Annotated in this window: 21 protein-coding genes; 9 read left to right on the forward strand and 12 right to left on the reverse strand. The window is 67.7% G+C overall.

Features of this window, described 5'->3' with window-relative positions:
- Positions 1–5 precede the first annotated feature (5 nt).
- Positions 6–1,370, reverse strand: a complete 1,365-nt coding sequence (locus ACEQZY_RS03700) for an MATE family efflux transporter (RefSeq protein WP_370152375.1) — start codon at positions 1,368–1,370, stop codon at positions 6–8.
- A 7-nt stretch (positions 1,371–1,377) separates the two neighbouring features.
- A complete protein-coding gene (locus ACEQZY_RS03705; RefSeq protein WP_370152378.1) occupies positions 1,378–1,929 on the reverse strand; it encodes a DUF2239 family protein in 552 nt (183 codons plus the stop codon).
- An 82-nt stretch (positions 1,930–2,011) separates the two neighbouring features.
- Here ACEQZY_RS03705 and ACEQZY_RS03710 point away from each other — a divergent pair, with 82 nt between their 5' ends.
- Positions 2,012–2,344 (forward strand): GIY-YIG nuclease family protein, encoded by a 333-nt coding sequence (locus ACEQZY_RS03710; protein ID WP_370152381.1) that lies wholly within the window; start codon positions 2,012–2,014, stop codon positions 2,342–2,344.
- Between the two features lie 10 nt (positions 2,345–2,354).
- Here ACEQZY_RS03710 and ACEQZY_RS03715 read toward each other — a convergent pair whose 3' ends face one another.
- The 3 genes from ACEQZY_RS03715 to ACEQZY_RS03725 form a co-directional block, all read right to left on the reverse strand.
- A complete protein-coding gene (locus ACEQZY_RS03715; RefSeq protein ID WP_341702127.1) occupies positions 2,355–2,900 on the reverse strand; it encodes an HNH endonuclease in 546 nt (181 codons plus the stop codon).
- A 119-nt stretch (positions 2,901–3,019) separates the two neighbouring features.
- On the reverse strand, positions 3,020–3,739 hold the full coding sequence (locus ACEQZY_RS03720; RefSeq protein WP_370152384.1) for an alpha/beta hydrolase: 720 nt from the start codon (positions 3,737–3,739) through the stop codon (positions 3,020–3,022).
- A gap of 5 nt (positions 3,740–3,744) precedes the next feature.
- Positions 3,745–4,431, reverse strand: a complete 687-nt coding sequence (locus ACEQZY_RS03725; protein ID WP_341702125.1) for a DNA-3-methyladenine glycosylase 2 family protein — start codon at positions 4,429–4,431, stop codon at positions 3,745–3,747.
- Between the two features lie 86 nt (positions 4,432–4,517).
- Between ACEQZY_RS03725 and gluQRS the strand changes: the two genes are divergently transcribed.
- A complete protein-coding gene (gluQRS, locus tag ACEQZY_RS03730) occupies positions 4,518–5,441 on the forward strand; it encodes a tRNA glutamyl-Q(34) synthetase GluQRS (protein ID WP_370152387.1) in 924 nt (307 codons plus the stop codon).
- 132 nt (positions 5,442–5,573) lie between these two features.
- Here the strand turns inward: gluQRS and ACEQZY_RS03735 are convergent, their stop codons facing one another.
- A complete protein-coding gene (locus ACEQZY_RS03735) occupies positions 5,574–6,083 on the reverse strand; it encodes an acyloxyacyl hydrolase (RefSeq protein WP_341705155.1) in 510 nt (169 codons plus the stop codon).
- Between the two features lie 145 nt (positions 6,084–6,228).
- Here ACEQZY_RS03735 and ACEQZY_RS03740 point away from each other — a divergent pair, with 145 nt between their 5' ends.
- From ACEQZY_RS03740 to ACEQZY_RS03755, 4 genes are all read left to right on the forward strand, one after another.
- A complete protein-coding gene (locus tag ACEQZY_RS03740) occupies positions 6,229–6,918 on the forward strand; it encodes a TIGR02117 family protein (protein WP_341705154.1) in 690 nt (229 codons plus the stop codon).
- A gap of 152 nt (positions 6,919–7,070) precedes the next feature.
- Positions 7,071–8,075, forward strand: a complete 1,005-nt coding sequence (gap, locus tag ACEQZY_RS03745) for a type I glyceraldehyde-3-phosphate dehydrogenase (protein ID WP_370152390.1) — start codon at positions 7,071–7,073, stop codon at positions 8,073–8,075.
- Positions 8,076–8,097: 22 nt separating this feature from the next.
- A complete protein-coding gene (pgk, locus tag ACEQZY_RS03750) occupies positions 8,098–9,294 on the forward strand; it encodes a phosphoglycerate kinase (RefSeq protein WP_370152393.1) in 1,197 nt (398 codons plus the stop codon).
- 87 nt (positions 9,295–9,381) lie between these two features.
- The gene (locus ACEQZY_RS03755; RefSeq protein ID WP_370152395.1) at positions 9,382–10,419 is read left to right on the forward strand and encodes a class I fructose-bisphosphate aldolase; all 1,038 of its coding nucleotides are present in this window, start codon (positions 9,382–9,384) and stop codon (positions 10,417–10,419) included.
- Positions 10,420–10,491: 72 nt separating this feature from the next.
- Here ACEQZY_RS03755 and ACEQZY_RS03760 read toward each other — a convergent pair whose 3' ends face one another.
- From ACEQZY_RS03760 to ACEQZY_RS03785, 6 genes are all read right to left on the reverse strand, one after another.
- Positions 10,492–11,541, reverse strand: coding sequence for a M48 family metallopeptidase (locus ACEQZY_RS03760; protein ID WP_370152398.1), 1,050 nt, complete (start codon positions 11,539–11,541; stop codon positions 10,492–10,494).
- Positions 11,542–11,584: 43 nt separating this feature from the next.
- A complete protein-coding gene (locus tag ACEQZY_RS03765) occupies positions 11,585–12,859 on the reverse strand; it encodes a DUF898 family protein (protein ID WP_341705230.1) in 1,275 nt (424 codons plus the stop codon).
- Positions 12,860–12,997: 138 nt separating this feature from the next.
- A complete protein-coding gene (locus ACEQZY_RS03770) occupies positions 12,998–13,495 on the reverse strand; it encodes an Hsp20 family protein (protein WP_370152401.1) in 498 nt (165 codons plus the stop codon).
- Between the two features lie 193 nt (positions 13,496–13,688).
- The gene (locus ACEQZY_RS03775; RefSeq protein ID WP_341705228.1) at positions 13,689–13,955 is read right to left on the reverse strand and encodes a hypothetical protein; all 267 of its coding nucleotides are present in this window, start codon (positions 13,953–13,955) and stop codon (positions 13,689–13,691) included.
- Positions 13,956–14,156: 201 nt separating this feature from the next.
- On the reverse strand, positions 14,157–14,384 hold the full coding sequence (gene rpmE, locus ACEQZY_RS03780; protein WP_341705227.1) for a 50S ribosomal protein L31: 228 nt from the start codon (positions 14,382–14,384) through the stop codon (positions 14,157–14,159).
- Positions 14,385–14,593: 209 nt separating this feature from the next.
- Positions 14,594–15,181 (reverse strand): serine protease, encoded by a 588-nt coding sequence (locus ACEQZY_RS03785; protein WP_341705232.1) that lies wholly within the window; start codon positions 15,179–15,181, stop codon positions 14,594–14,596.
- On the opposite strand from ACEQZY_RS03785, the gene ACEQZY_RS03790 reads away from it, so the two are divergent.
- The 3 genes from ACEQZY_RS03790 (at position 15,065) to ACEQZY_RS03800 (ending at position 19,069) form a co-directional block, all read left to right on the forward strand.
- Positions 15,065–16,030 (forward strand): hypothetical protein, encoded by a 966-nt coding sequence (locus ACEQZY_RS03790; protein WP_370152500.1) that lies wholly within the window; start codon positions 15,065–15,067, stop codon positions 16,028–16,030. The two genes, ACEQZY_RS03785 and ACEQZY_RS03790, sit on opposite strands and share 117 nt — an antisense overlap.
- A 152-nt stretch (positions 16,031–16,182) precedes the next feature.
- The gene (locus ACEQZY_RS03795; protein WP_370152406.1) at positions 16,183–17,967 is read left to right on the forward strand and encodes an ABC transporter transmembrane domain-containing protein; all 1,785 of its coding nucleotides are present in this window, start codon (positions 16,183–16,185) and stop codon (positions 17,965–17,967) included.
- Positions 17,954–19,069, forward strand: coding sequence for a hypothetical protein (locus tag ACEQZY_RS03800; RefSeq protein WP_341705411.1), 1,116 nt, complete (start codon positions 17,954–17,956; stop codon positions 19,067–19,069). The genes ACEQZY_RS03795 and ACEQZY_RS03800 overlap by 14 nt, the downstream gene beginning before the upstream one ends.
- Positions 19,070–19,076 lie beyond the last annotated feature (7 nt).

Here is a 19,076-nt window from a genome sequence, read left to right on the forward strand (position 1 = left end):
CGACATCAGAGCAGCCGCCGCACCGCGCGGCGGCGCCAGACCAGCATGAAATACAGCCCCTGCAGCAGCGGCGTCGCCACGAAACAGGCGGCATAGCCGATCCAGACTGCCGGCAGGCCAAGCTGCGGTTCCAGCAGCCAGGCCAGGGGAATCTCGATTCCGAGGATGGCAAACATCGACAGGCCGGCCGGCCACAGCACGGTGCCGGTGCCGCGCATGATGCCGCTGAGCAGGCTGGCCGCACCCATCAGCACCAGACTCCACAACATCAGGCGCATCAGTCCGGCAGCCATGGCAGCCACCGCCACGTCATCGAGGAACAGGCCCAGCACCGGCCGCGCGAACAGATGAACCAGCAGCACGATCGCGCCGGTCGAGGCGAGGTTGAGCCACAGGCCGGCGCGCAGGATCGCGCCGATCCGCTCGGGCCGGCCGGCACCCACGGCCTGCGCCGTCAGGATCGACGCGGTGATGCTCAGCGACATGATCGGGAACTGCACCCAGCTCATCACCAGGTTGATCGCGCCATAGCTGGCGGTGCCATCCGGACCATGGCGGTTGACCAGCCCGATCAGCGCGATTTCGGCCACCGCCATCGCCATCATCTGCAGCGCCGTGGGCACGCCCATGCGCAGGATCAGCGCGGCCAGCCGCCGCTCGAAGCGGAAAGCGGCCAGGCCGCGCAGCGACGGCGCCAGCGGGTGCCCCCGATGGCGCCAGTACAGGGCCAGCCACAGCAGTCCGGCCAGTGCGGCAACCAGTGTTGACAGCGCCGAACCGACGACGCCGAGCCGTGGCAGGCCGGCCCAGCCGAGGATCAGCGCCGGCGTCAGGAACAGCGAGCACACTGTCATGATGGCGAGCGCCGCCAGCGGCGTGACGGCATCGCCGGTGCCCCGGCTGATCGAGGTGACCAGCCACAGCACGAAGATTGCCGGCATCACCATCAGCATCGCCTGTGCATAGGCTGTAGCGGTCGCCTGCACTTCCGCCGGCGTGCCGAGCCATCGCATCAGATCGGCAGCCACCAGCGCGCCGCCGCAGCCGAGCACAAGTCCGGCCGCCAGCATCATCGCCAGCGCCGTGCCGGCGATGGCCCGCACACGGTCGCGGCCGCCGGCGCCCCAGGCCTGTCCGACCAGAACGGTGGCACCGCTGCTGAGCCCGATGGCGACCGACAGCAGCAGGAACATCACCGGGAAGAAGGCGGAAACGGCCGCGATCGCATCCACGCCGAGCAGCTGGCCGATATAGGCGCGGTCAATGGCGCCCGACGCCGATTGCAGCATGTTGGTCAGGATCATCGGCAGCAGCAGGGCAAGATAGGCCTGCCACACCGGACGGGGCGGTTTCGGAAGGGGCTGGATCATGGCGCCGTCAGTAGCTGCGGAAGGCCAGCGTCGTTACGAAATTTGCCACGTCGTGAGGCCAGCCCTCGATGCTCCGGGCAAAGCCGGTGCGGTCGTCGGCAAACAGCGCACGGATGGCTTCCTCATAGCCGGGCTGGTCGCCGGCCAGCGCGGTCATCGCCCGATAGGCGGCTTCCTGCGCGGCCCGGCGCGTTTGTTTGCCGCCGTCGCTGCGCATGGCCTGCTCGACCAGTTTGCGCAACGCCACCGAGGCACCGCCGGACTGCGCCGCCAGCCAGTCCCAGTGCCTGGGCAGCAGGGTGACCTCGCGCGGCACGACGCCGAGCTTCGGCCGGCCGCGGCCGCGCGGCGCAGGCTCTGCCGGCGGCGCCAGCCGGGCGAGGATGTCGGCATCGCTGCCGCGCAGGTCGAGATCGATCACCCGGCCGGTCGCATCCTCGAAGACCAGCGCATCGCCGCCGGCCGCCTTCACGGCCAGCGCGACATCGGCCAGAGGGCCGGCCGCCAGCAGGCGGTCGCCGGCAAAGGCGGTGCAGGGAAGGGTTCGGTGGTCGCTCATGGGCAGCTTTTACCCGGATAATATTCTGCTTGTCAATATTACCCGGATAATATTATGAAGGCGCCGGCAAAGGAGACCCGTCATGCAGCAGCAGGACCGCCGGGCGGCGGTGGCCGCCTACAAGAAACGCAAACCGGCAGCCGGCATCTACGTCGTGCGCTGCGCCGCCGGTGGCGTCTGGGTCGGCCAGAGCCAGAGCCTGGACACGGTGCAGAACCGGATCTGGTTCGCGCTGCGGATGGGCAGCAGTCCCTGCCGCAGCCTGCAGGCCGCCTGGCAGACCCATGGCGCGGACAGCTTCCGGTTCGAGATCCTGGAACGGCTGGCCGAGGAGGAGACGGATTACATCCGCAATGCGCAGCTGAAAGCCCGGCTGGCGCACTGGCGCGCCGCGCTCGGCGCGCAGACGATCTGATGCCGCGGCCTTACGGCTCCAGCTCGCTGTCCCAGTAGAGGAAGTCGCGCCAGCTCTCGTGCAAATAATTGGGCGGGAAAGCCCGCCCGTTCTGTTGCAATTCCTGCACGCTCGGCATGTGCGGTTTCATTCTGGGATGCATGTGGCATTCATGCGGCATGCGGCCACCCTTGCGCAGGTTGCAGGGGGCGCAGGCCGCCACCACGTTGTCCCAGCGGGTCAGGCCGCCGAGCGAACGCGGCACCACATGGTCGAAGGTCAGTTCATGCCGGCTGCCGCAATACTGGCAGCTGAAGCGGTCGCGCAGGAACAGGTTGAACCGGGTGAAGGCGGGCCGGCGGGCCGGGGCGATGTAGCGTTTCAGCGCCACCACGCTGGGCAGCCGCATGCGGAAACTGGGCGAGCGGATTTCCTGATCGTATTCGGAGAGGATGGTGACCCGGTCCATGCAGACCGCCTTCACCACTTCCTGCCAGGGCCAGAGCGACAGCGGGAAGTAGGACAGCGGCTGGTAATCCGCATTCAACACCAACGCCGGACAACTCTCAGGGTTCATCTTGTCCCCAGACCCAGTTGCGTGTGTATTATCCTTACCATATGCGGGGTTACCGCATCGTGACAACTACCTTATTTAGTCGCGCTGCCGGCTTATCCACAGACTGCCGGGCGCCGCCATCATACTGCGCCGCCGGCCGCGGCGGAAAAGGATTCGGCAAGAAAGCCGCCGCCCAGTTCCAGCCCGTCCATGGCGATGCCATGGCCGAGGCCGGGACTGACATGGAACCGCGCCGGACAGCCTGCCTCGCCCAGCCGGTTCAGCGCCGCATGCATGGCCTCCACCGGCACGATGTCGTCGGCATCGCCATGGATCAGCAGTACCGGCGGGCGGCCGCGGATGTCCTGCTCCAGCCCGGCGCCGAGCAGGGCGCCGGAATAGCCGAGGATGGCCGCCGGCGCCGGACTGCGCCGCAGGCCGACATGCAGCGCCATCATGGTGCCCTGGCTGAAGCCGACCAGGGCCAGCCGGTTTCCCGGCAGATCGTGTTTCGCCAGTTCAGCATCGAGAAAGGCATCCAGGATCGCCGCAGATGGCAGGGCGGCGTCGCGCATCTGCGCATAGATGGCCGCCGTCTGGTGCGGATCGCGCCGCAGCAGGTCGGGATCGTAGGCATCGAGGGCGAACCACTGCCGGCCGCCGCCCATGCCGGGCGGGAATCCCGGAATGCGGCCCGGCGCATGCGGCGCGACGAAAGCCGCATCGGGCAGCAGCCGGCGCCATTGCATGCCCAGCTCGATCAGGTCGTTGCCGTCGGCGCCGTAGCCGTGCAGCAGCACCACCAGTTTCTGCGCCCTGCCGGTGGCGGCCGGCAGCCGCGGGCCATCGAGTGTCTGCATCTGCGTCATGCTCCCGCGTTGTCGGCGCCGGCATCGGTGGTCAGGCGCTGCTGCGTCACCGCATAGTAGCGCCACAGCAGCCGCGCGGCGACGCTGCGATAGGGCCGCCAGCTTTCCGCCAGTGCATCCATGCGTTTCACGTCGGGCCGCGCCTTCAGTCCGAACAGCCGCTTCATCGCTTCCTGCAGGGCCACGTCATGGGCCGGCCAGACATCGCCGCGGTCGAGCAGGAACATCAGGCAGATCTCCGCCGTCCAGCGGCCGACGCCCTTCACGGCGGTGAGCATCTCGGTGGCGGCGTGATCGTCCAGTTTCGGCAGCAGCGCGAGATCGACGGCGCCGGATTTCACCGCCTGTGCCAGATGCCGCACATACCTGATTTTCGGCCCGCTGAGGCCGCAGGCCCGCAGGCGCGGTTCGCTCAGTTTCAGCAGCCGCTCGGCCGAGAACACGCCATTGGCGCGCCCCGTGACCGCGGCTTCCAGCCGGCCCCAGATGGTGGCGGCGGCGGCCACCGAAATCTGCTGCTCGACGATAATGCGGCACAGGTTGGAGAAATCCGCCGGCCGCCGCCGGTCGGCAACGAACCCGACCGCCGACAGCGCGGCAGCGAAACGCGGCTCGCGCGCGCACAGCGCGTCGATGGCGGCCAGCGTCTGCCGGCGGCGGTCCGGCCGCACCCGCGGCTGCATGATCGCGGGCGGTTTTGCTGCAATCGGGGCTGCGGGCTTTTTCTTTGCGGGTGACTTTGTCATAAGCTGGCGGGCAGGAATCGATCATGCAGTCTGGCATCGTTACCCGCTTCGCGCCAAGCCCGACCGGCTGGCTGCATCCCGGCCATGCCCTGTCGGCCGGGATCGCGGCCCTGCATGCCCGTGCGGCAGGCGGACGTTTCCTGCTGCGCATCGAGGATATCGACACCACCCGCTGCCGCCCGGAATACAGCGACGCGATTCTCGCGGACCTGGCCTGGCTCGGCCTGCACTGGGAACAGCCGGTGCGCCGCCAGTCGCAGCATTTTGCCGCCTATGCCACGGCCCTGGACGATCTGAAGCAGCGCGGCCTGCTCTATCCCTGCTTCTGCACGCGCAGGCAGATCCAGGCCGAGATCGCGGCGGCCGGCGGCGCGCCGCATGGTTTCGACGGCGCCCTCTATCCCGGCACCTGCCGCGGTCTCGCCGAAAGCGCACGGCAGGACCGCATCGCCGCCGGCGGGAATTACGCCCTGCGGCTGGATATGGCCGCCGCCTGCCGGCAGGTCGCCGGCTGGCCGTTGCGGTGGCAGGACGGAACGGCCGGGCCACAGGCGGTGACAGCCGACCTGCTGCTGGCCGGCTTCGGCGATGTGGTGCTGGCACGCAAGGATATCCCGGCCAGCTATCATCTCTGCGTCACCCATGACGATGCCCTGCAGGGGATTACCCTGGTCACCCGCGGACAAGACCTGTTCCCGGCCACCCATCTGCACCGGCTGCTGCAGGCGCTGTTCGGCTGGCCGGTGCCGGCCTATGCCCATCACCGTCTGCTGGCCGACGAAAGCGGCGAGCGGCTGGCCAAGCGCAGGGGCGCCGCCAGCCTGCGCGACCTGCGCATGGCCGGTGCCAGCCCGGCCGCGGTCTGGCGGCAGGTCGGCCTCGATCCCGCGGATATGGAAAAAATGGCGGAAAGTGTTTCACGTGAAACACCCCGCGAACGATCATAGATGCAACCGATTGATCTGCAAGGATTCAGATCAATGAGCGCCCAGGATCGGGTATATTGTCCTGAATATCAGCGCATGTTCGATGGGTGTTTCACGTGAAACACCCCCTCCCGCCGGACCGGCCAGGTGGACCTATTTGCCCCGGCCGAGCGGAATCGCGTAGGTGATGGCCACGGTCTCGGTGCCGGGATTGCGGTCGTAGATGCCGGCATTGGAGATGTGGTTGAAGCTGAGGCCGAGCCGCGAACGGTCGTCGAAACGGTAGCTCAGTTCGATCTGCGAGCGGAATTCGATCGGCCCGCCGATATCCTTGCCGTCACCCTCGTAATAATAGCCGGGGGCAAAACTGGGGGTCAGCACCCAGCGACGGCCGAAATAGATATCGACCAGCACGCCGGCAAAGGCATGAATGGTCGTATCCGAAGTGCCCATGAGCCCGGCAAACGGCTTGAATATCCAGAATTTCTTGTCATGCCGGTATTCGATGCGGCCCTCGAAGGCATCGTGATCGGTATCGATGGTATCGAAATAGCCGGCCGACAGGGCCACGAAGGCCGGATCATCGGCCCGCGCCGCGCCGGCGAAACCCAGCGCCAGCAATGCCGCAGCCGCAGCACCCAGCCACCCACGCACATACCGCATGATTGCCCCCTGATATTTCCCACCCGCCCGGCCGTAACGGCCTGAGCCGGCGGAATATTACCCACAGGGGGAATGATTCGCCAATACCTGCCGCCCGCCCGGACCCGCTGTATTCTCGCCATATTTCCGTCGCATAAGCCCGGCCATGCGCAGTCTGAAACGGTTTGTCCTGATCCTGCCGCTGGCCCTGCTGGCGGTGCCCGCCCTGTATGGCCTGGCGGCCTGGACCCTGGGCAGCGTCACCGCACCGCACCGCGAGCCGCAGCCGGATACCCCCACCCTGCCGGTCTATCTGCTGTCCAACGGCTGGCATGTCTGGCTGGCCCTGCCGCTGCGGCCGGACGGCGCCGAAACCGCCCCGGAGGCCGACTGGAGCGGCTGGCTGCCGGCCGGCGACTTTGCCGGCAATGTCGAGGCCCTGCCCTACATTGCCTTCGGCTGGGGCGACCGCGACTTTTACCTGGCCACCCGGCAGCTGCAGGATATCCGCCCCGGCCCGGCCATCGGCGCCCTGCTCGGCCGCGGGCCGGCCGCCATGCATGTAATGCGGCTGGCGGCACCTGACCCGGCCGCCCCGGATGTGCGCCGGATCGACGCCGACCCGCTGCAGTACCATGCCCTGGTCGCCTATATCCGCCGCGGCTTCGCCACCGGGCCGGACGGACGGCCGCAACCGATCGCCGGCGCCGCCTATGGCCCCCGGGATGCCTTCTACGAGGCGACCGGCCGCTACAGCCCGCTTCGCACCTGCAACGAGTGGATCGGGGCCGGATTGCGCGCCGCCGCCCTGCCGGCCGGCCTGTGGACGCCGCTGCCCTTCACCCTGATGCGCTGACACGTGAAACAGTGCAGGAACAGCCATGCCGTTATCCCGGCAGTCGCCTTGCGACTCAGGGCCAAAAACGGTAAACCCAGCCCCCGAAAAAGGGGTGTCCCCGGCGCCGGGCGCCAGGCCTCTCGCCAAGCTTTCCACTGGAGAAAAAGATCATGACGGTACGCGTTGCGATTAACGGTTTCGGACGCATCGGCCGCAATGTCCTGCGCGCCATCATCGAGAGCGGCCGCACCGACATCGAGGTGGTCGGCATCAACGATCTCGGCCCGGTCGAAACCAACGCGCATCTGTTCCGCTATGACAGCGTGCATGGCCGCTTCAACGGCAGCGTGACCGTGAAGGGCGACAGCATCGATGTGGGCCGCGGCCCGATCAAGGTGACCGCCGAGCGCGATCCGGCCAAGCTGCCCTGGAAGGACCTGAAGGTCGACATCGCGCTGGAATGCACCGGCATCTTCACCGACAAGGACAAGGCCGCGCTGCACCTGACCGCCGGCGCCCGCAAGGTGCTGGTCTCCGCCCCGGCGACCAACGCCGATCTCACCGTCGTCTATGGCGTGAACCACGACCAGCTGAAGCCCGAGCATACCGTGGTCTCGAATGCGTCGTGCACCACCAACTGCCTGGCGCCGGTCGCCTTCGTGCTCGATGCCGCCATCGGCATCGAGAAGGGCTACATGACCACGATCCATGCCTATACCGGCGACCAGCCGACCCTGGACACCATGCACAAGGATCTGTACCGCGCCCGCGCCGCGGCGCTGTCGATGATCCCGACCACCACCGGCGCCGCCAAGGCCGTCGGCCTGGTGCTGCCGTCGCTGAAAGGCAAGCTGGACGGTTCGTCGATCCGCGTGCCCACCCCGAACGTGTCGCTGATCGACTTCAAGTTCATCGCCAGGAAGAACACCACCGTCGAGGAGGTGAACGAGGCGATGAAGCGCGCCGCCGCCAACCAGCTGAAGGGCATCCTCGACATCAACGACCAGCCGCTGGTTTCCAGCGACTTCAACCACAATCCGGCCAGCTCGACCTTCGACCTGAAGCAGACCCAGGTGATGGAAGGCAATCTGGTGCGCGTGGTGTCGTGGTACGACAACGAATGGGGCTTCTCCAACCGCATGTCGGATACTGCGGTGGCGATGGCCAAACTGTAAGCGGCAGGAAGGAACCGCCATCGTGGCCCGCTTCCACACCCTCGACGATGTCGATGTTTCCGGCAAGGTGGTGCTGACCCGCGTCGACCTGAACGTCCCGATGAAGGACGGCCGGATCACCGACGACCTGCGCATCAGCCGCATCCTGCCCACCCTGCACGAACTGTCGCGCAAGGGCGCCAAGGTGGTGGTGCTGTCGCATTTCGGCCGGCCCGACGGCAAGCCGGTGCCGGAAATGTCGCTGAAGCCGGTGGCGGCCGCACTCGCCACGGCACTCGGCGCTCCGGTCGGCTTCGCCGAGGACTGCATCGGCGATACCGCCCGGGCGGCCATCGACAAACTGAAGCCCGGCGGCGTCGTGCTGCTGGAAAACACCCGCTTCCATGCCGCCGAAGAGAAGAACGACAGCGCCTTTGCCAAGTCGCTGGCGGCACTGGGCGATCTTTATGTCAACGATGCCTTCTCCTGCGCCCATCGCGCCCATGTCTCGACCGAAGCGCTGGCGCATCTGCTGCCGGCCTGCGCCGGCCGCAACATGGAAGTCGAACTGAAGCATCTCGAAGCCGCCCTGATCGCACCGGACAAGCCGGTGGCCGCGGTGATCGGCGGCGCCAAGGTCTCGACCAAGCTGGAACTGCTCGGCAACCTGCTCGGCAAGGTCGACAGGATCATCATCGGCGGCGGCATGGCCAACACCTTCCTGTTCGCCCAGGGCCGCGAGGTCGGCAAGAGCCTGTGCGAAAAGAACATGGCCGATACCGCCCGCGACATCCTGCGCGATGCCGTGGCCCGCGGCTGCGCGGTGATCCTGCCCGACGACGTGGTGGTGGCCCGCGAATTCCGCGCCGGCGCCCCCAGCAAGGTGGTGCCGGCCGACCGCTGCCCGGCCGACCAGATGATCCTCGATATCGGCCCGGTGGCCGCGGCCCGGCTCGGCACCATCCTGGCCGACTGCCGCACGCTGGTCTGGAACGGCCCGCTCGGCGCCTTCGAAACGCCGCCCTTCGATGCCGGCACCGTCACCGTGGCGCGCACCGCGGCGGCGCTGACGGCAGCGGGGCGCCTGCTGAGCGTGGCTGGCGGCGGCGACACCGTCGCCGCCCTGCGCCATGCCGGCGTGGCCGAGGAGTTTTCCTATGTGTCGACCGCCGGCGGCGCCTTCCTCGAATGGCTGGAAGGCAAGGAGCTGCCCGGTGTGGCCGCACTGGCCGCCAAGTGAATGCATGATACAATCCGGCCCCGAAATGCAGGGGCCGGTTTTTTCGTTTCAACGACCTGACATGAGACGTATCGGGAGCAGACTGCAATGAACCTCAAGGAACTCAACAAGATCGCGGAAGCGATGGTCGCGCCGGGCAAGGGCATCCTGGCCGCCGACGAGAGCACCTCGACGATCGAAAAGCGCCTGTCCAGCATCAACGTGCCCTCGACCGAGGAAAACCGCCGCGATTACCGCGAGATGCTGTTCACCACCGACGGCGCCGAGCAATACATCTCCGGCGTCATCCTCTACGACGAGACGCTGCGCCAGAAGGGCAAGGACGGCACCCCGCTGGTCGACATCCTGAACAAGCGCGGCATCATTCCGGGCATCAAGGTCGACAAGGGCGTGCAGCCCCTGCAGGGCAGCGACGGCGAGAAGATCACCGAAGGCCTGGACGGTCTGGGCAAGCGCATGGCGGAATACCACCAGCTCGGCGCCCGCTTCGCCAAATGGCGCGCGGTGCTGACCATCGACGCCGCCACCGGCAAGCCGAGCCGCCAGGCGCTGGTTGCCAATGCCGAGGCGCTGGCCCGCTATGCCGGAATCTGCCAGGCCAACGGCATCGTGCCGATCGTCGAGCCGGAAATCCTGATGGATGGCGACCACGATCTCGCCACCAGCTTCGCCGCCACCGAGCGCACGCTGCACACCGTCTTCGAATATCTGGCGATCCACAATGTCGCCTTCGAGGGCATGATCCTGAAGCCGGGCATGGTGATCCAGGGCGAGAAGGCGAAGAAGGCCGCCAGCATCGACGAAGTCGCCGATGCCACCGTGCAGGTTCTGAAGCGCTGCGTGCCTTCGGCCGTGCCGGGCATCGCCTTCCTGTCGGGCGGCCAGTCGGACGAACTGGCCTCGGCCCATCTCGGCGCCATGAATGCCCGCCACCCGAACCTGCCCTGGAAGCTGACCTTCTCCTATGGTCGCGCCCTGCAGGCCCTGCCGCTGAAGCTGTGGGGCGGCAAGGCCGCCAATGTGGCGAATGCGCAGAAGGGCTATCTGCACCGCGCCAGGCTCAACGGCATGGCGGCACTGGGCAAATACGAAGCAAAGCTGGAAAGCGAGTTCAAGGCCGCGTAAGCGCCGCCTGAAAGCAGCGACCGCAACGGCCCCGGCAGCAATGCCGGGGCCGTCTGCGTTCAGGCAGCCGCCTCAGCTGCGGCAGATGTCTTTCAGCGCCTGCCATTCGGCCGGCGCCAGCAGCGGGGATGCCGGCTGCGCGGCGGCGGCGAAACGGGCGGCGCGGATGGCCGTATCCGGATGGGTGCTGAGCAAAGCCGGCATCCCCTCGCCCGCCTTGCCGGCAAGCCGGCGGAAGAATGCGGCCATGCCTGCCGGATCGATGCCGGACTGCCGCAGGCGCTGCAAGGCCAGATGGTCGGCCTCGTCCTCCAGGTCGCGGGTATAGGCGGCATGCAGCAGGTGTTCCGCCACGGTGACCGAGCCGATGCCGCCGACCACATCGCCGAACAGCAGGCCGACCAGCAGGCCGGTGGCGCCGCTGCGTATCGCGGCAGCCATCGCATGGCCGGCATCGACATGGCCGATTTCATGGGCGATCACCCCGGCCAGTTCGCCGTCGCTGCCGACAAACCGCAGCAGGCCCTCGGTCAGCACGATATAGCCGCCGGGCAGGGCGAAAGCGTTGATCATGCCGTGGCGGATCACCCGCACCTGCAGCGGCAGCCGCGGCGGTGGCTGCGACAGCCGGGCCACCAGCCGCTGCAGCGCGGCCTGGCCGGCCGCCGTCTCGCAGACCGCCCCCCGGCCGCCGCGGGCGGCGGCGACCTGCTCGAAGCCGGCAAAGACCCGGCTGCCGAAGGCCTGCTCGGTGTCGGGCGAAATGCTGCGGGCGATCACGGCGGATGCCCAGGGCAGCAGCAGGAAGGTGACGGCAAGGCCGGCCAGGGCAGCCAGCGACCACCACAGCACCAGGCGCCGGCCGCGCCGGTCGGCCGTGGTCGGGGCGCGCAGCGCGGTGCAGCGCCGCCGCAATTCGGCCAGCGCCGCCCCCGACAGGCGCAGGCGTGCCGGACTGTCATCGGCCAGCGCCAGGCTCAGCCAGTCGCTGCCGACGGATCCGTCCAGCAGGCGGATCTCGCCATAGGGCCAGGTAACGGCCTGGCTGCCGTCCGTGAAGGCAAGACCGCCATCGGTGAAGGCGGCATGGCCCTGATACACCGCGCCGCTTCTGCCATCCATATAGCGGGCGGCGTAATCCGCCGGGGCAGACGCTGCCGTCGGCTCAGACAATGCCGATCTCGAAACTGTCGGCCAGCCCCTCGCCGAACCGCATCTGCGGCTGCAGCGACTGCTGCGCTTCGGCGGCCGCGGCAACATTCTGCACGGTGATCGCCGTGATGACCGTGCGCAGCACCGGCGTGTAGACCGTCAGCATCACCAGAACGCGCAGGCCGCCCAGGGCAAGCAGCGCAAAGACAACGATGAGGATGCCGGCCAGCAGCTTGCTGAACTCTTCTGTCGCCTGAACCGCCACGACGCCGGCGACCGTGATCGCCGCCAGGAAAGCGATCGGCAGGATCACCAGCAGAATGCCGTAGAGAAACAGGTCGCGCAGGCGCAGGCTGCTGGCAAAATGCAGCGGCCCGATCCGGGTGTGGCCGACATACCAGCGCTGCCAGCGCACCAGGAAATAGCCATACAGCACCGGTCCGGCCAGCACGGTCAGCAGCAATGCCGCGGAAAGCCAGCCGCCGGCCCGGGCCGTGGCACCGGCAAGCTGCTGCGGGCCTGCCGCAGGCGACAGCGTCGACCAGCCGGCCTGCAGGACAGCCCCGGCAAGACAGACCAGCAGCGGCAGCACCAGCAGCACCATCACCAGCAGCCAGGGTCTCAGCAGGCCGCGTCCGGTGCCGCTGAAGGTGCCGCGGAACTGACCCCAGGTGGTATGGACGATGCGGTAACGGGCAAGGTCGGCCAGGGCCCAGGGCATGGCGAGGCCGAGGCTGAGCGGCACCAGCAGCAACCACAAGGCCGCCTTGCCGATATAGGCCCAGGTCGAGCCGTCCTGCCCGGCCCGGATGCCGCGCCACAGGGTGCGCGCCAGCCGGTAGCGCCGGGCCCGCCAGGTCGCCGCGTTGATCAGCAGATAAAGCACCAGTGCATAGGCGAGGCTGAGGATGCCGGCGGCCACGGCATTGTCCAGCAGCATGGTCTGCAGGGCGGAATAGCCGACCGACAGCGGCACGAAGATCGCCATCACGATCAGGAAGCCGATCAGCAGTTCACGGGCGCGGCCGGTATATTCCAGCGGCTCGCCGCCGATTCCGACCGAGGCCCAGAAGAAACGCCGCAGGTTGGTCTTGGCCCAGAAGCGGTAGATGCCCAGCGTCAGGAAGCCGAACAGCATGTTGCGGACCAGCAGCGCCGGCAGGCCGGGCCGGCTCGCGAACTGCAGGGCGCCGTCTTCCGCCGGAGCGGAATCCGCGACCGGCCCTTCGACCGGATGCCCGGGGGCGGGGCCCGTCCGCAGGGGCGGAGGGTCGTTGAACACGGTCATGGGGGGGAACGGCCTTCTGCAGCTTCTGGTCTATATATGCTGGCTTTCGCTCCCCTCCGGCAAGATGAAAAAGCCCGGGCAGTTGCCTGCCCGGGCCGGTTCCGAGGTTGTGTTGTTTCAATTGCAGCCGGGCGGTGCTTACGCCGCCTTGGGCTGGGCGTCGATCACCGCGCCCGACACGGCCGGGGTGGCGATCGCGATCTGCCGCGGCTTCTTGGCTTCGGGGATTTCGCGTTTCAGCGCGATATGCAGCAGGCCGTCCTTCAGTTCGGCGCCGGTCACCTTCACGGTATCGGCCAGCTCGAAGCGGCGCTCGAAGGCGCGGCGCGCGATGCCGCGATGCAGGAAGGTAACGCCGGGCTGCGCGCCGGCCTCGGCATTGGCCGCCTCGGCCGTCTCGACCGCCTTGCCGGTCACCAGCAGGCTGTTCTCCTTCACCGTCACATCGAGTTCGTCGGCGCGGAAGCCGGCCACCGCCATGGTGATGCGGTAGGCATCCTCGCCATGCTTCTCGATGTTGTACGGCGGATAGCTGGTCGCGGTCTCATCGAGACGGCTGGCCAGGTCGAACAGGCGGTTCACATGATCGAAGCCGATGCTGGAACGCAGCAGCGGGGAAATGTCGAAAGCACGCATGGTTTCATCCTCCTGAAGCGATGAGTCCGTTGCGCGGCCCGCGAAACGCCGGTCCCGGGGATGCAGCTGCATCCTGCGGGCAACCAGAAGGCGCCAGTGCCGGGCCGCCGTGGCTGCCGGGTCCCGCTCGGGCCCCCGGCTCGACAGGGATGTAGGAAGCCCCGGCTGGGCCTTCAAGAGGGGGGCGGCGCCGTCAGCCGACCGAGACCGGGTACCATTTGAATTCGGCCAGCGCCCGGCCGCGCAGGAAATCGACCGCATGTTTCGGGCCGACGAATTCCGGCGCCAGGTTCACCCCCTGGGCAGCCAGCACCACGGTGGAATTCTTGAACAGCGGCTTCATCGCCGCCAGCGAGCGCGACGCCATCTGGTCGGTGGCGATGGCGGCATAGGAGACATAGATCAGCGTGATGATCTCGTTGCCGAGCTTGATCGATGCCGATTGGTAGACCTGTGCCATTGTTCGGCGTCTGCTTTTTGCCACCCCGATTCGAATCATCGGATGGCGCGGCCGCCCTGCCAAGAGGATAAATGACCGCCGCCGGCGCCGGCCGGAATCCACCGCATACAGAAAAAGGGCCGCATACGGAAAAGGCGGCACCGGTTGTCCGGGCCGCCCTGCCGCCCCGGGCCGCGCGGCCCGGGCAAACCGGAAACAGGCTTACTTCTTGAGGCCGAAGCCGGCGAAGCGCTTGTTGAACTTGGCGACCTGGCCACCCTGGTCATTGAGGCGGGCGGGGCCGCCGGTCCAGGCCGGATGCGAGGTCGAGTCGATATCGAGCATCATGGTGTCGCCCGGCTTCCCCCAGGTCGACCGGGTGGAATAGACGGTGCCGTCGGTCATCTGGACCTTGATCTCGTGGTAGTCGGGATGGATATCGGCCTTCATCACTGCTTCTCCTGGGCGTCCGGCAGCCGGATACCCGCAAAATTGCTCAATCGGCGGGGGTTATAGCCAGAACCGCCCCCCGCCGCAAGGGCGAAAGCCGGCTGGCCGGCGGCTCTCACAACCGTGGAAACGCGGTTTTCCGGCAATTCCTATCCGGGCGCCGGAAGCGGGGACAATTGTTCGGGCGCCCGGGTTCTGGCGACTGGCTACTAACGACTGGCGCCGGCATCCGTCCGGCGGCGCGGCTCCGCGGCATCCACCAGTTCGAGGCCGAGATGCCGCAGCCCGTCGAGAATCGGGATGAAGCCATTCAGGCCGGTATTCATGCCCGGGCTGCGCCGGTCGGCAGCCCAGCCGAGCGCGGCGATGCCGACCACATTGCCATGCCGGTCGAGCAGCGGCCCGCCGCTGTTGCCGCCATGGATCGCCACATCGGCCTGGATGAAGTCCAGCCGGTCCGGCGGCATTGCCGGACGGACCGCACTGATGATGCCGCGCGTCACCGTCCACCCCAGCTCGGTGAAATGCGGGGCGCCAACGGCATAGACCTCCTCACCGACCTGCGCCGGCATTTCGCGGATCGGCAGCACCGGGTAGGCATTCCCGGGCAGCTTGATCACGGCAACGTCCCTGCGCCGGTCCCGCTGCAGCACCTCGCCGACCTCCACGCTGCCCGACAGATGGCGGACGCGCACAAACCGCTGTCCGCCGACAACATGATGATTGGTGATCAGCAAGCCATCCGGCCTGACAATGAAGCCGGAACCGTGGCCGGCTTCGCTGACCTCGACGAGCACCGTGGCCGCGCGAACCTGATCGGCATGGGCCGCGAAGGCCATTCGGAAATTTTCCTGTCGGGGAATCTGCTGCATTTCCCGCTTGCCGTCAGCCTGCGGCGATACAGGTCCCGCCCCGCCGGAAACAAGCGCCCGGAGATCGGCATCGACTGCCAGCCTGTTGGCCGCATCGGCAAAAGCCTGGTGGATCAGAACGTCGTAGCCCCCGGCCAGCGGGTCGGAAATCTGGAACTTCCCTTCGATTTCCCTATGCAGGATCACCCTGCGCTGCAGCACGTCGTAGATTTGCCAGTTAACGGTAACCAGGACGGTCCCCGACAATGTCCCCAGCAGATGTCCGTACCAAGGGTCGATATGGCGGCACAGATTGCCGCTGACCTTCACGATATTCGCGCCAACCAGATAATCGGCCGATTCCGGTTCTGCCTCCCGGAACAGCGTGTTGGGGTTGCTGGCCACCGGGTAGCCATGACCGCTGAATACGCGAAAGAAGATGTCGCCGTATGCCGTGGTGTTGAGCAGTTTCCGGTCGTCATCGTAGAGAAGTTTCGAGTCGTTGTAGCACCGCATTGGCTGCAGGTAAGCATCGCCGATGATGGCGCCACGCTGGATGCTGGTCTGCACCCGCCGGAAAGCGATCTTGCGGGCGCCCGGACCGGCCCAGTCCTGTTGCGGCTGGACCTGGGAACCATCCGGCCGGACGACAGCTTTGGCCTTGATGACGGGCGGGTTGACGGGCTGTTGGCCGGCACAAGCGGTGCAAACCAGGCCAAGCATGGCAGGAAACCAGAAGCGTCGAAGCATCTCTTCCCCCTGGACGGCAATCTCGGCGGCAATCTACATGAATAAAGATGGAACAAAAAGAAAATAATAAATGAACATATTGGCGTATTCATGTCGCCCTTCCCGCGCGACCCAGTGTCACGTTGTGCCAGTGTCACGTTGTTTACAGCGCGGACGGCCGGTATAACCGGCCGGTCTTCCGTTCTGTCCGGGATCCGATGTCCGCCGCCACCGATACCAAGCGCCCCGCCCTCGGCGCCCTGCGCCTCGTTTTCGGTTTTCTTGCTCCCCATCGCTGGATGGCGGTGGGCGCCGCTATTGCCCTGGTGGTGGCCGCCGGCGCCGTGCTCGGCATCGGCCAGGCGATCCGCCGCGTCATCGATGTCGGCTTCGGCATGGGCAACGGCAGCTATCTCGACCTCTATTTCGCCGCGCTGTTCGGTGTCGTCGCCGTGCTGGCGGTGGCCACCTTCGCCCGCTTCTACTGCGTGACCTGGCTGGGCGAGCGGGTGGTGGCCGATATCCGCAAGGCGGTCTACGGCCATGTGCTGCGGCTGAGCCCCACCTTCTTCGAAAGCACCCGCACCGGCGAGGTGCTGTCGCGCCTGACCACCGATACCGAGGTGATCCAGACCCTGGTCGGCTCGTCGGTCTCGGTGGCCCTGCGCAACCTGCTGCTGTTCTTCGGCAGTGCCGTGCTGCTGGTGATCACCTCGCCGCGCCTGACCCTGCTGGTGGCGCTGGTGATCCCGCTGGTGGTGCTGCCGATCGTGATCCTCGGCCGCCGCCTGCGCCGGCTGTCGCGGGAGAGCCAGGACCGCATCGCCGATCTCTCTGCCCAGGCGGGCGAAACCCTGAATGCCATCACCACCGTGCAGGCCTATACCAGCGAAGCGCGCGAACAGGCGCAGTTCGCCGGCCGCGCGGAGAATGCCTTCATGACCGCGGTGCGCCGCACCCGGGCCCGGGCCTGGCTGACCGCGCTGGTGATGCTGCTGGTCTTCGGGGCGGTGAACACGGTGATGTGGATCGGTGGCAAGGCGGTCTTTGCCGGCGAGATGTCGGCCGGCGAACTCAGCGCCTTTGTCTTCTATGCGGTGATCGGTGCCTCGGCGGTCGGCGCCCTGTCGGAAATCTGGGGCGATGTGCAGCGCGCCGCCGGTGCCGCCGAACGGCTGATGCAGCTGCTGGCGACCGAGCCGGGCGTGCGCGCGCCGGCCGAGCCGCTGGCCCTGCCCGCCCGCCCGGCCGGCCGGCTCGAATTCGACGCCCTGCGCTTCCGCTATCCGGCCCGGCCGCAGACCCCGGCACTGGACGGCCTGAGCCTGCAGGTTGCCGCCGGCGAAACGGTGGCCATCGTCGGCCCGTCGGGTGCCGGCAAGACCACGCTGTTCCAGCTGCTGCTGCGCTTCTACGACCCGGAAGCGGGCAGCATCCGCTTTGACGGCATCGCCATCGACCGCCTCGACCCGGTCGGCCTGCGCCGCCATATCGGCCTGGTGGCGCAGGACCCGGTGATCTTCGGCGCTTCGGTGGCCGACAATATCCGCTATGGACGGCCGGAGGCGAGCGATGCCGAGGTGCGGGAAGCCGCCGAGGCCGCGGCGGCCCATGGCTTCATCGAGGCCCTGCCGGAAGGCTACGGGACATATCTCGGCGAGCGCGGCGTCCGCCTGTCGGGCGGCCAGCGCCAGCGCATTGCCATTGCCCGCGCCCTGCTGCGCGATCCGCCGGTCCTGCTGCTGGACGAGGCGACCTCGTCGCTGGATGCCGAATCCGAACGCAAGGTGCAGGCCGCGCTGGAGCGCCTGATGGAAGGCCGCACCACGCTGGTGATCGCCCACCGGCTGGCCACCGTGCAGAAGGCCGACCGCATCGTGGTGATGGATCACGGCCGCATCGTCGCCGCCGGCCGCCACGACAGCCTGATGGCGGAGAACGGACTCTATGCCCGCCTCGCCCGCCTGCAGTTCATGACCGGCAGCGCCGATGCCGCCGCGTAAGTCGCGCAGCGGCACCGGCGGCAGCCGCCTCCTGCGCCTGTGGTGGCGGCTGTTTGCCGTCGCCGCGATCGCCTGGATCGGCTACACGGTCTGGAGCAGCGGCGCCTGGCGCAGCACCGATTCCTTCGCGGCCGGGCAATGCATCGCCATCGACGCGCCGCCGGGCCCCGAAGATATCGTGATGCTGCCCGATGGCAGCGGCGCCATCGTCTCCAGCCAGGACCGGCGCGACCGCGAGGCCCGCGGCGGCCTGTTCTTCTACGATCTGTCCGCTGCGCCCGGCCGTTTCCTGCCGCTGCCGGTGCCGCCTGCCCTGCCCTTCCATCCGCATGGCATCAGCCTGTTCCGCGCGGAAGACGGCCGCCTGTTCCTGCAGGTGATCAACCATCGCAGCGCGGACCGCCACACCGTCGAGATTTTCATTCTCGATGGCGATGCCGCCGGCGGTTTCCGCCTGCATCACCGCGGCAGCGTCGCCAGCAGCCTGTTCGTGCATCCGAACGGCATCGCCGCTGCCGGGCCGGAAGCCTTCTACCTGACCAACGACCGCGGCAGCGGTCCGCGCTGGATGCATATGGTGGAAAACCTGCTGCAGCTGAGCCGGTCCACCGTGGTCTATCACGACGGCCGCGGCGTGCGCGAAGTTGCCCGCGACATCGCCTTTGCCAACGGCATCGCGCTGAGTGCCGATGGCGGCACATTGCTGGTCGGCTCGACCCTGTGGCGGATGATCCTGACCTATACCCGCGATCCGGCCAGCGGCGCGCTGTACCGCAGCGGCAGCCTGACGCTGCCCGGCGGCGTCGATAACATCCACCGCGACAATCTCGGCGATTTCTGGCTGACCGTGCATCCCAATGCCGCCGCCACCATCGGCCATGCCGTCAATCCGGAAAAGACCGCGCCCAGCATGGCCCTGCGCATCAGCACCACCGGCGGCGCCCTCGCCCGGGTCGCCGAGGCCTTCGGCGATCCCGGCACTGCCATTTCGGCAGCCAGCGTCGCCGTGCAGCAGAATGGCCGTCTGCTGATCGGCGCCGGGTTCAGCAGCCGGATGATGGATTGCCGGATCGAGGATGCCCGCCTGAAGCCGGTCGAGTGACGGCCGC

The sequence above is a fragment of the Ferrovibrio sp. genome (genome assembly GCF_964218355.1).
Lineage (GTDB): Bacteria > Pseudomonadota > Alphaproteobacteria > Ferrovibrionales > Ferrovibrionaceae > Ferrovibrio.

What these genes read in the sequence shown, in the direction of transcription:
- ACEQZY_RS03760 (WP_370152398.1), bottom strand. Translation starts at nt 11,541, where the DNA reads ATGGATGGCAGAAGCGGCGCGGTGTATCAGGGCCATGCCGCCTTCACC.
- ACEQZY_RS03765 (WP_341705230.1), bottom strand. Translation starts at nt 12,859, where the DNA reads ATGACCGTGTTCAACGACCCTCCGCCCCTGCGGACGGGCCCCGCCCCC.
- ACEQZY_RS03755 (WP_370152395.1), top strand. Translation starts at nt 9,382, where the DNA reads ATGAACCTCAAGGAACTCAACAAGATCGCGGAAGCGATGGTCGCGCCG.
- ACEQZY_RS03710 (WP_370152381.1), top strand. Translation starts at nt 2,012, where the DNA reads ATGCAGCAGCAGGACCGCCGGGCGGCGGTGGCCGCCTACAAGAAACGC.
- ACEQZY_RS03720 (WP_370152384.1), bottom strand. Translation starts at nt 3,739, where the DNA reads ATGCAGACACTCGATGGCCCGCGGCTGCCGGCCGCCACCGGCAGGGCG.
- ACEQZY_RS03800 (WP_341705411.1), top strand. Translation starts at nt 17,954, where the DNA reads ATGCCGCCGCGTAAGTCGCGCAGCGGCACCGGCGGCAGCCGCCTCCTG.
- ACEQZY_RS03740 (WP_341705154.1), top strand. Translation starts at nt 6,229, where the DNA reads ATGCGCAGTCTGAAACGGTTTGTCCTGATCCTGCCGCTGGCCCTGCTG.
- rpmE (WP_341705227.1), bottom strand. Translation starts at nt 14,384, where the DNA reads ATGAAGGCCGATATCCATCCCGACTACCACGAGATCAAGGTCCAGATG.
- ACEQZY_RS03715 (WP_341702127.1), bottom strand. Translation starts at nt 2,900, where the DNA reads ATGAACCCTGAGAGTTGTCCGGCGTTGGTGTTGAATGCGGATTACCAG.
- ACEQZY_RS03725 (WP_341702125.1), bottom strand. Translation starts at nt 4,431, where the DNA reads ATGCAGCCGCGGGTGCGGCCGGACCGCCGCCGGCAGACGCTGGCCGCC.
- gluQRS (WP_370152387.1), top strand. Translation starts at nt 4,518, where the DNA reads ATGCAGTCTGGCATCGTTACCCGCTTCGCGCCAAGCCCGACCGGCTGG.
- ACEQZY_RS03795 (WP_370152406.1), top strand. Translation starts at nt 16,183, where the DNA reads ATGTCCGCCGCCACCGATACCAAGCGCCCCGCCCTCGGCGCCCTGCGC.
- ACEQZY_RS03735 (WP_341705155.1), bottom strand. Translation starts at nt 6,083, where the DNA reads ATGCGGTATGTGCGTGGGTGGCTGGGTGCTGCGGCTGCGGCATTGCTG.
- ACEQZY_RS03770 (WP_370152401.1), bottom strand. Translation starts at nt 13,495, where the DNA reads ATGCGTGCTTTCGACATTTCCCCGCTGCTGCGTTCCAGCATCGGCTTC.
- ACEQZY_RS03700 (WP_370152375.1), bottom strand. Translation starts at nt 1,370, where the DNA reads ATGATCCAGCCCCTTCCGAAACCGCCCCGTCCGGTGTGGCAGGCCTAT.
- ACEQZY_RS03790 (WP_370152500.1), top strand. Translation starts at nt 15,065, where the DNA reads ATGGCGGACGCGCACAAACCGCTGTCCGCCGACAACATGATGATTGGT.
- ACEQZY_RS03775 (WP_341705228.1), bottom strand. Translation starts at nt 13,955, where the DNA reads ATGGCACAGGTCTACCAATCGGCATCGATCAAGCTCGGCAACGAGATC.
- gap (WP_370152390.1), top strand. Translation starts at nt 7,071, where the DNA reads ATGACGGTACGCGTTGCGATTAACGGTTTCGGACGCATCGGCCGCAAT.
- ACEQZY_RS03705 (WP_370152378.1), bottom strand. Translation starts at nt 1,929, where the DNA reads ATGAGCGACCACCGAACCCTTCCCTGCACCGCCTTTGCCGGCGACCGC.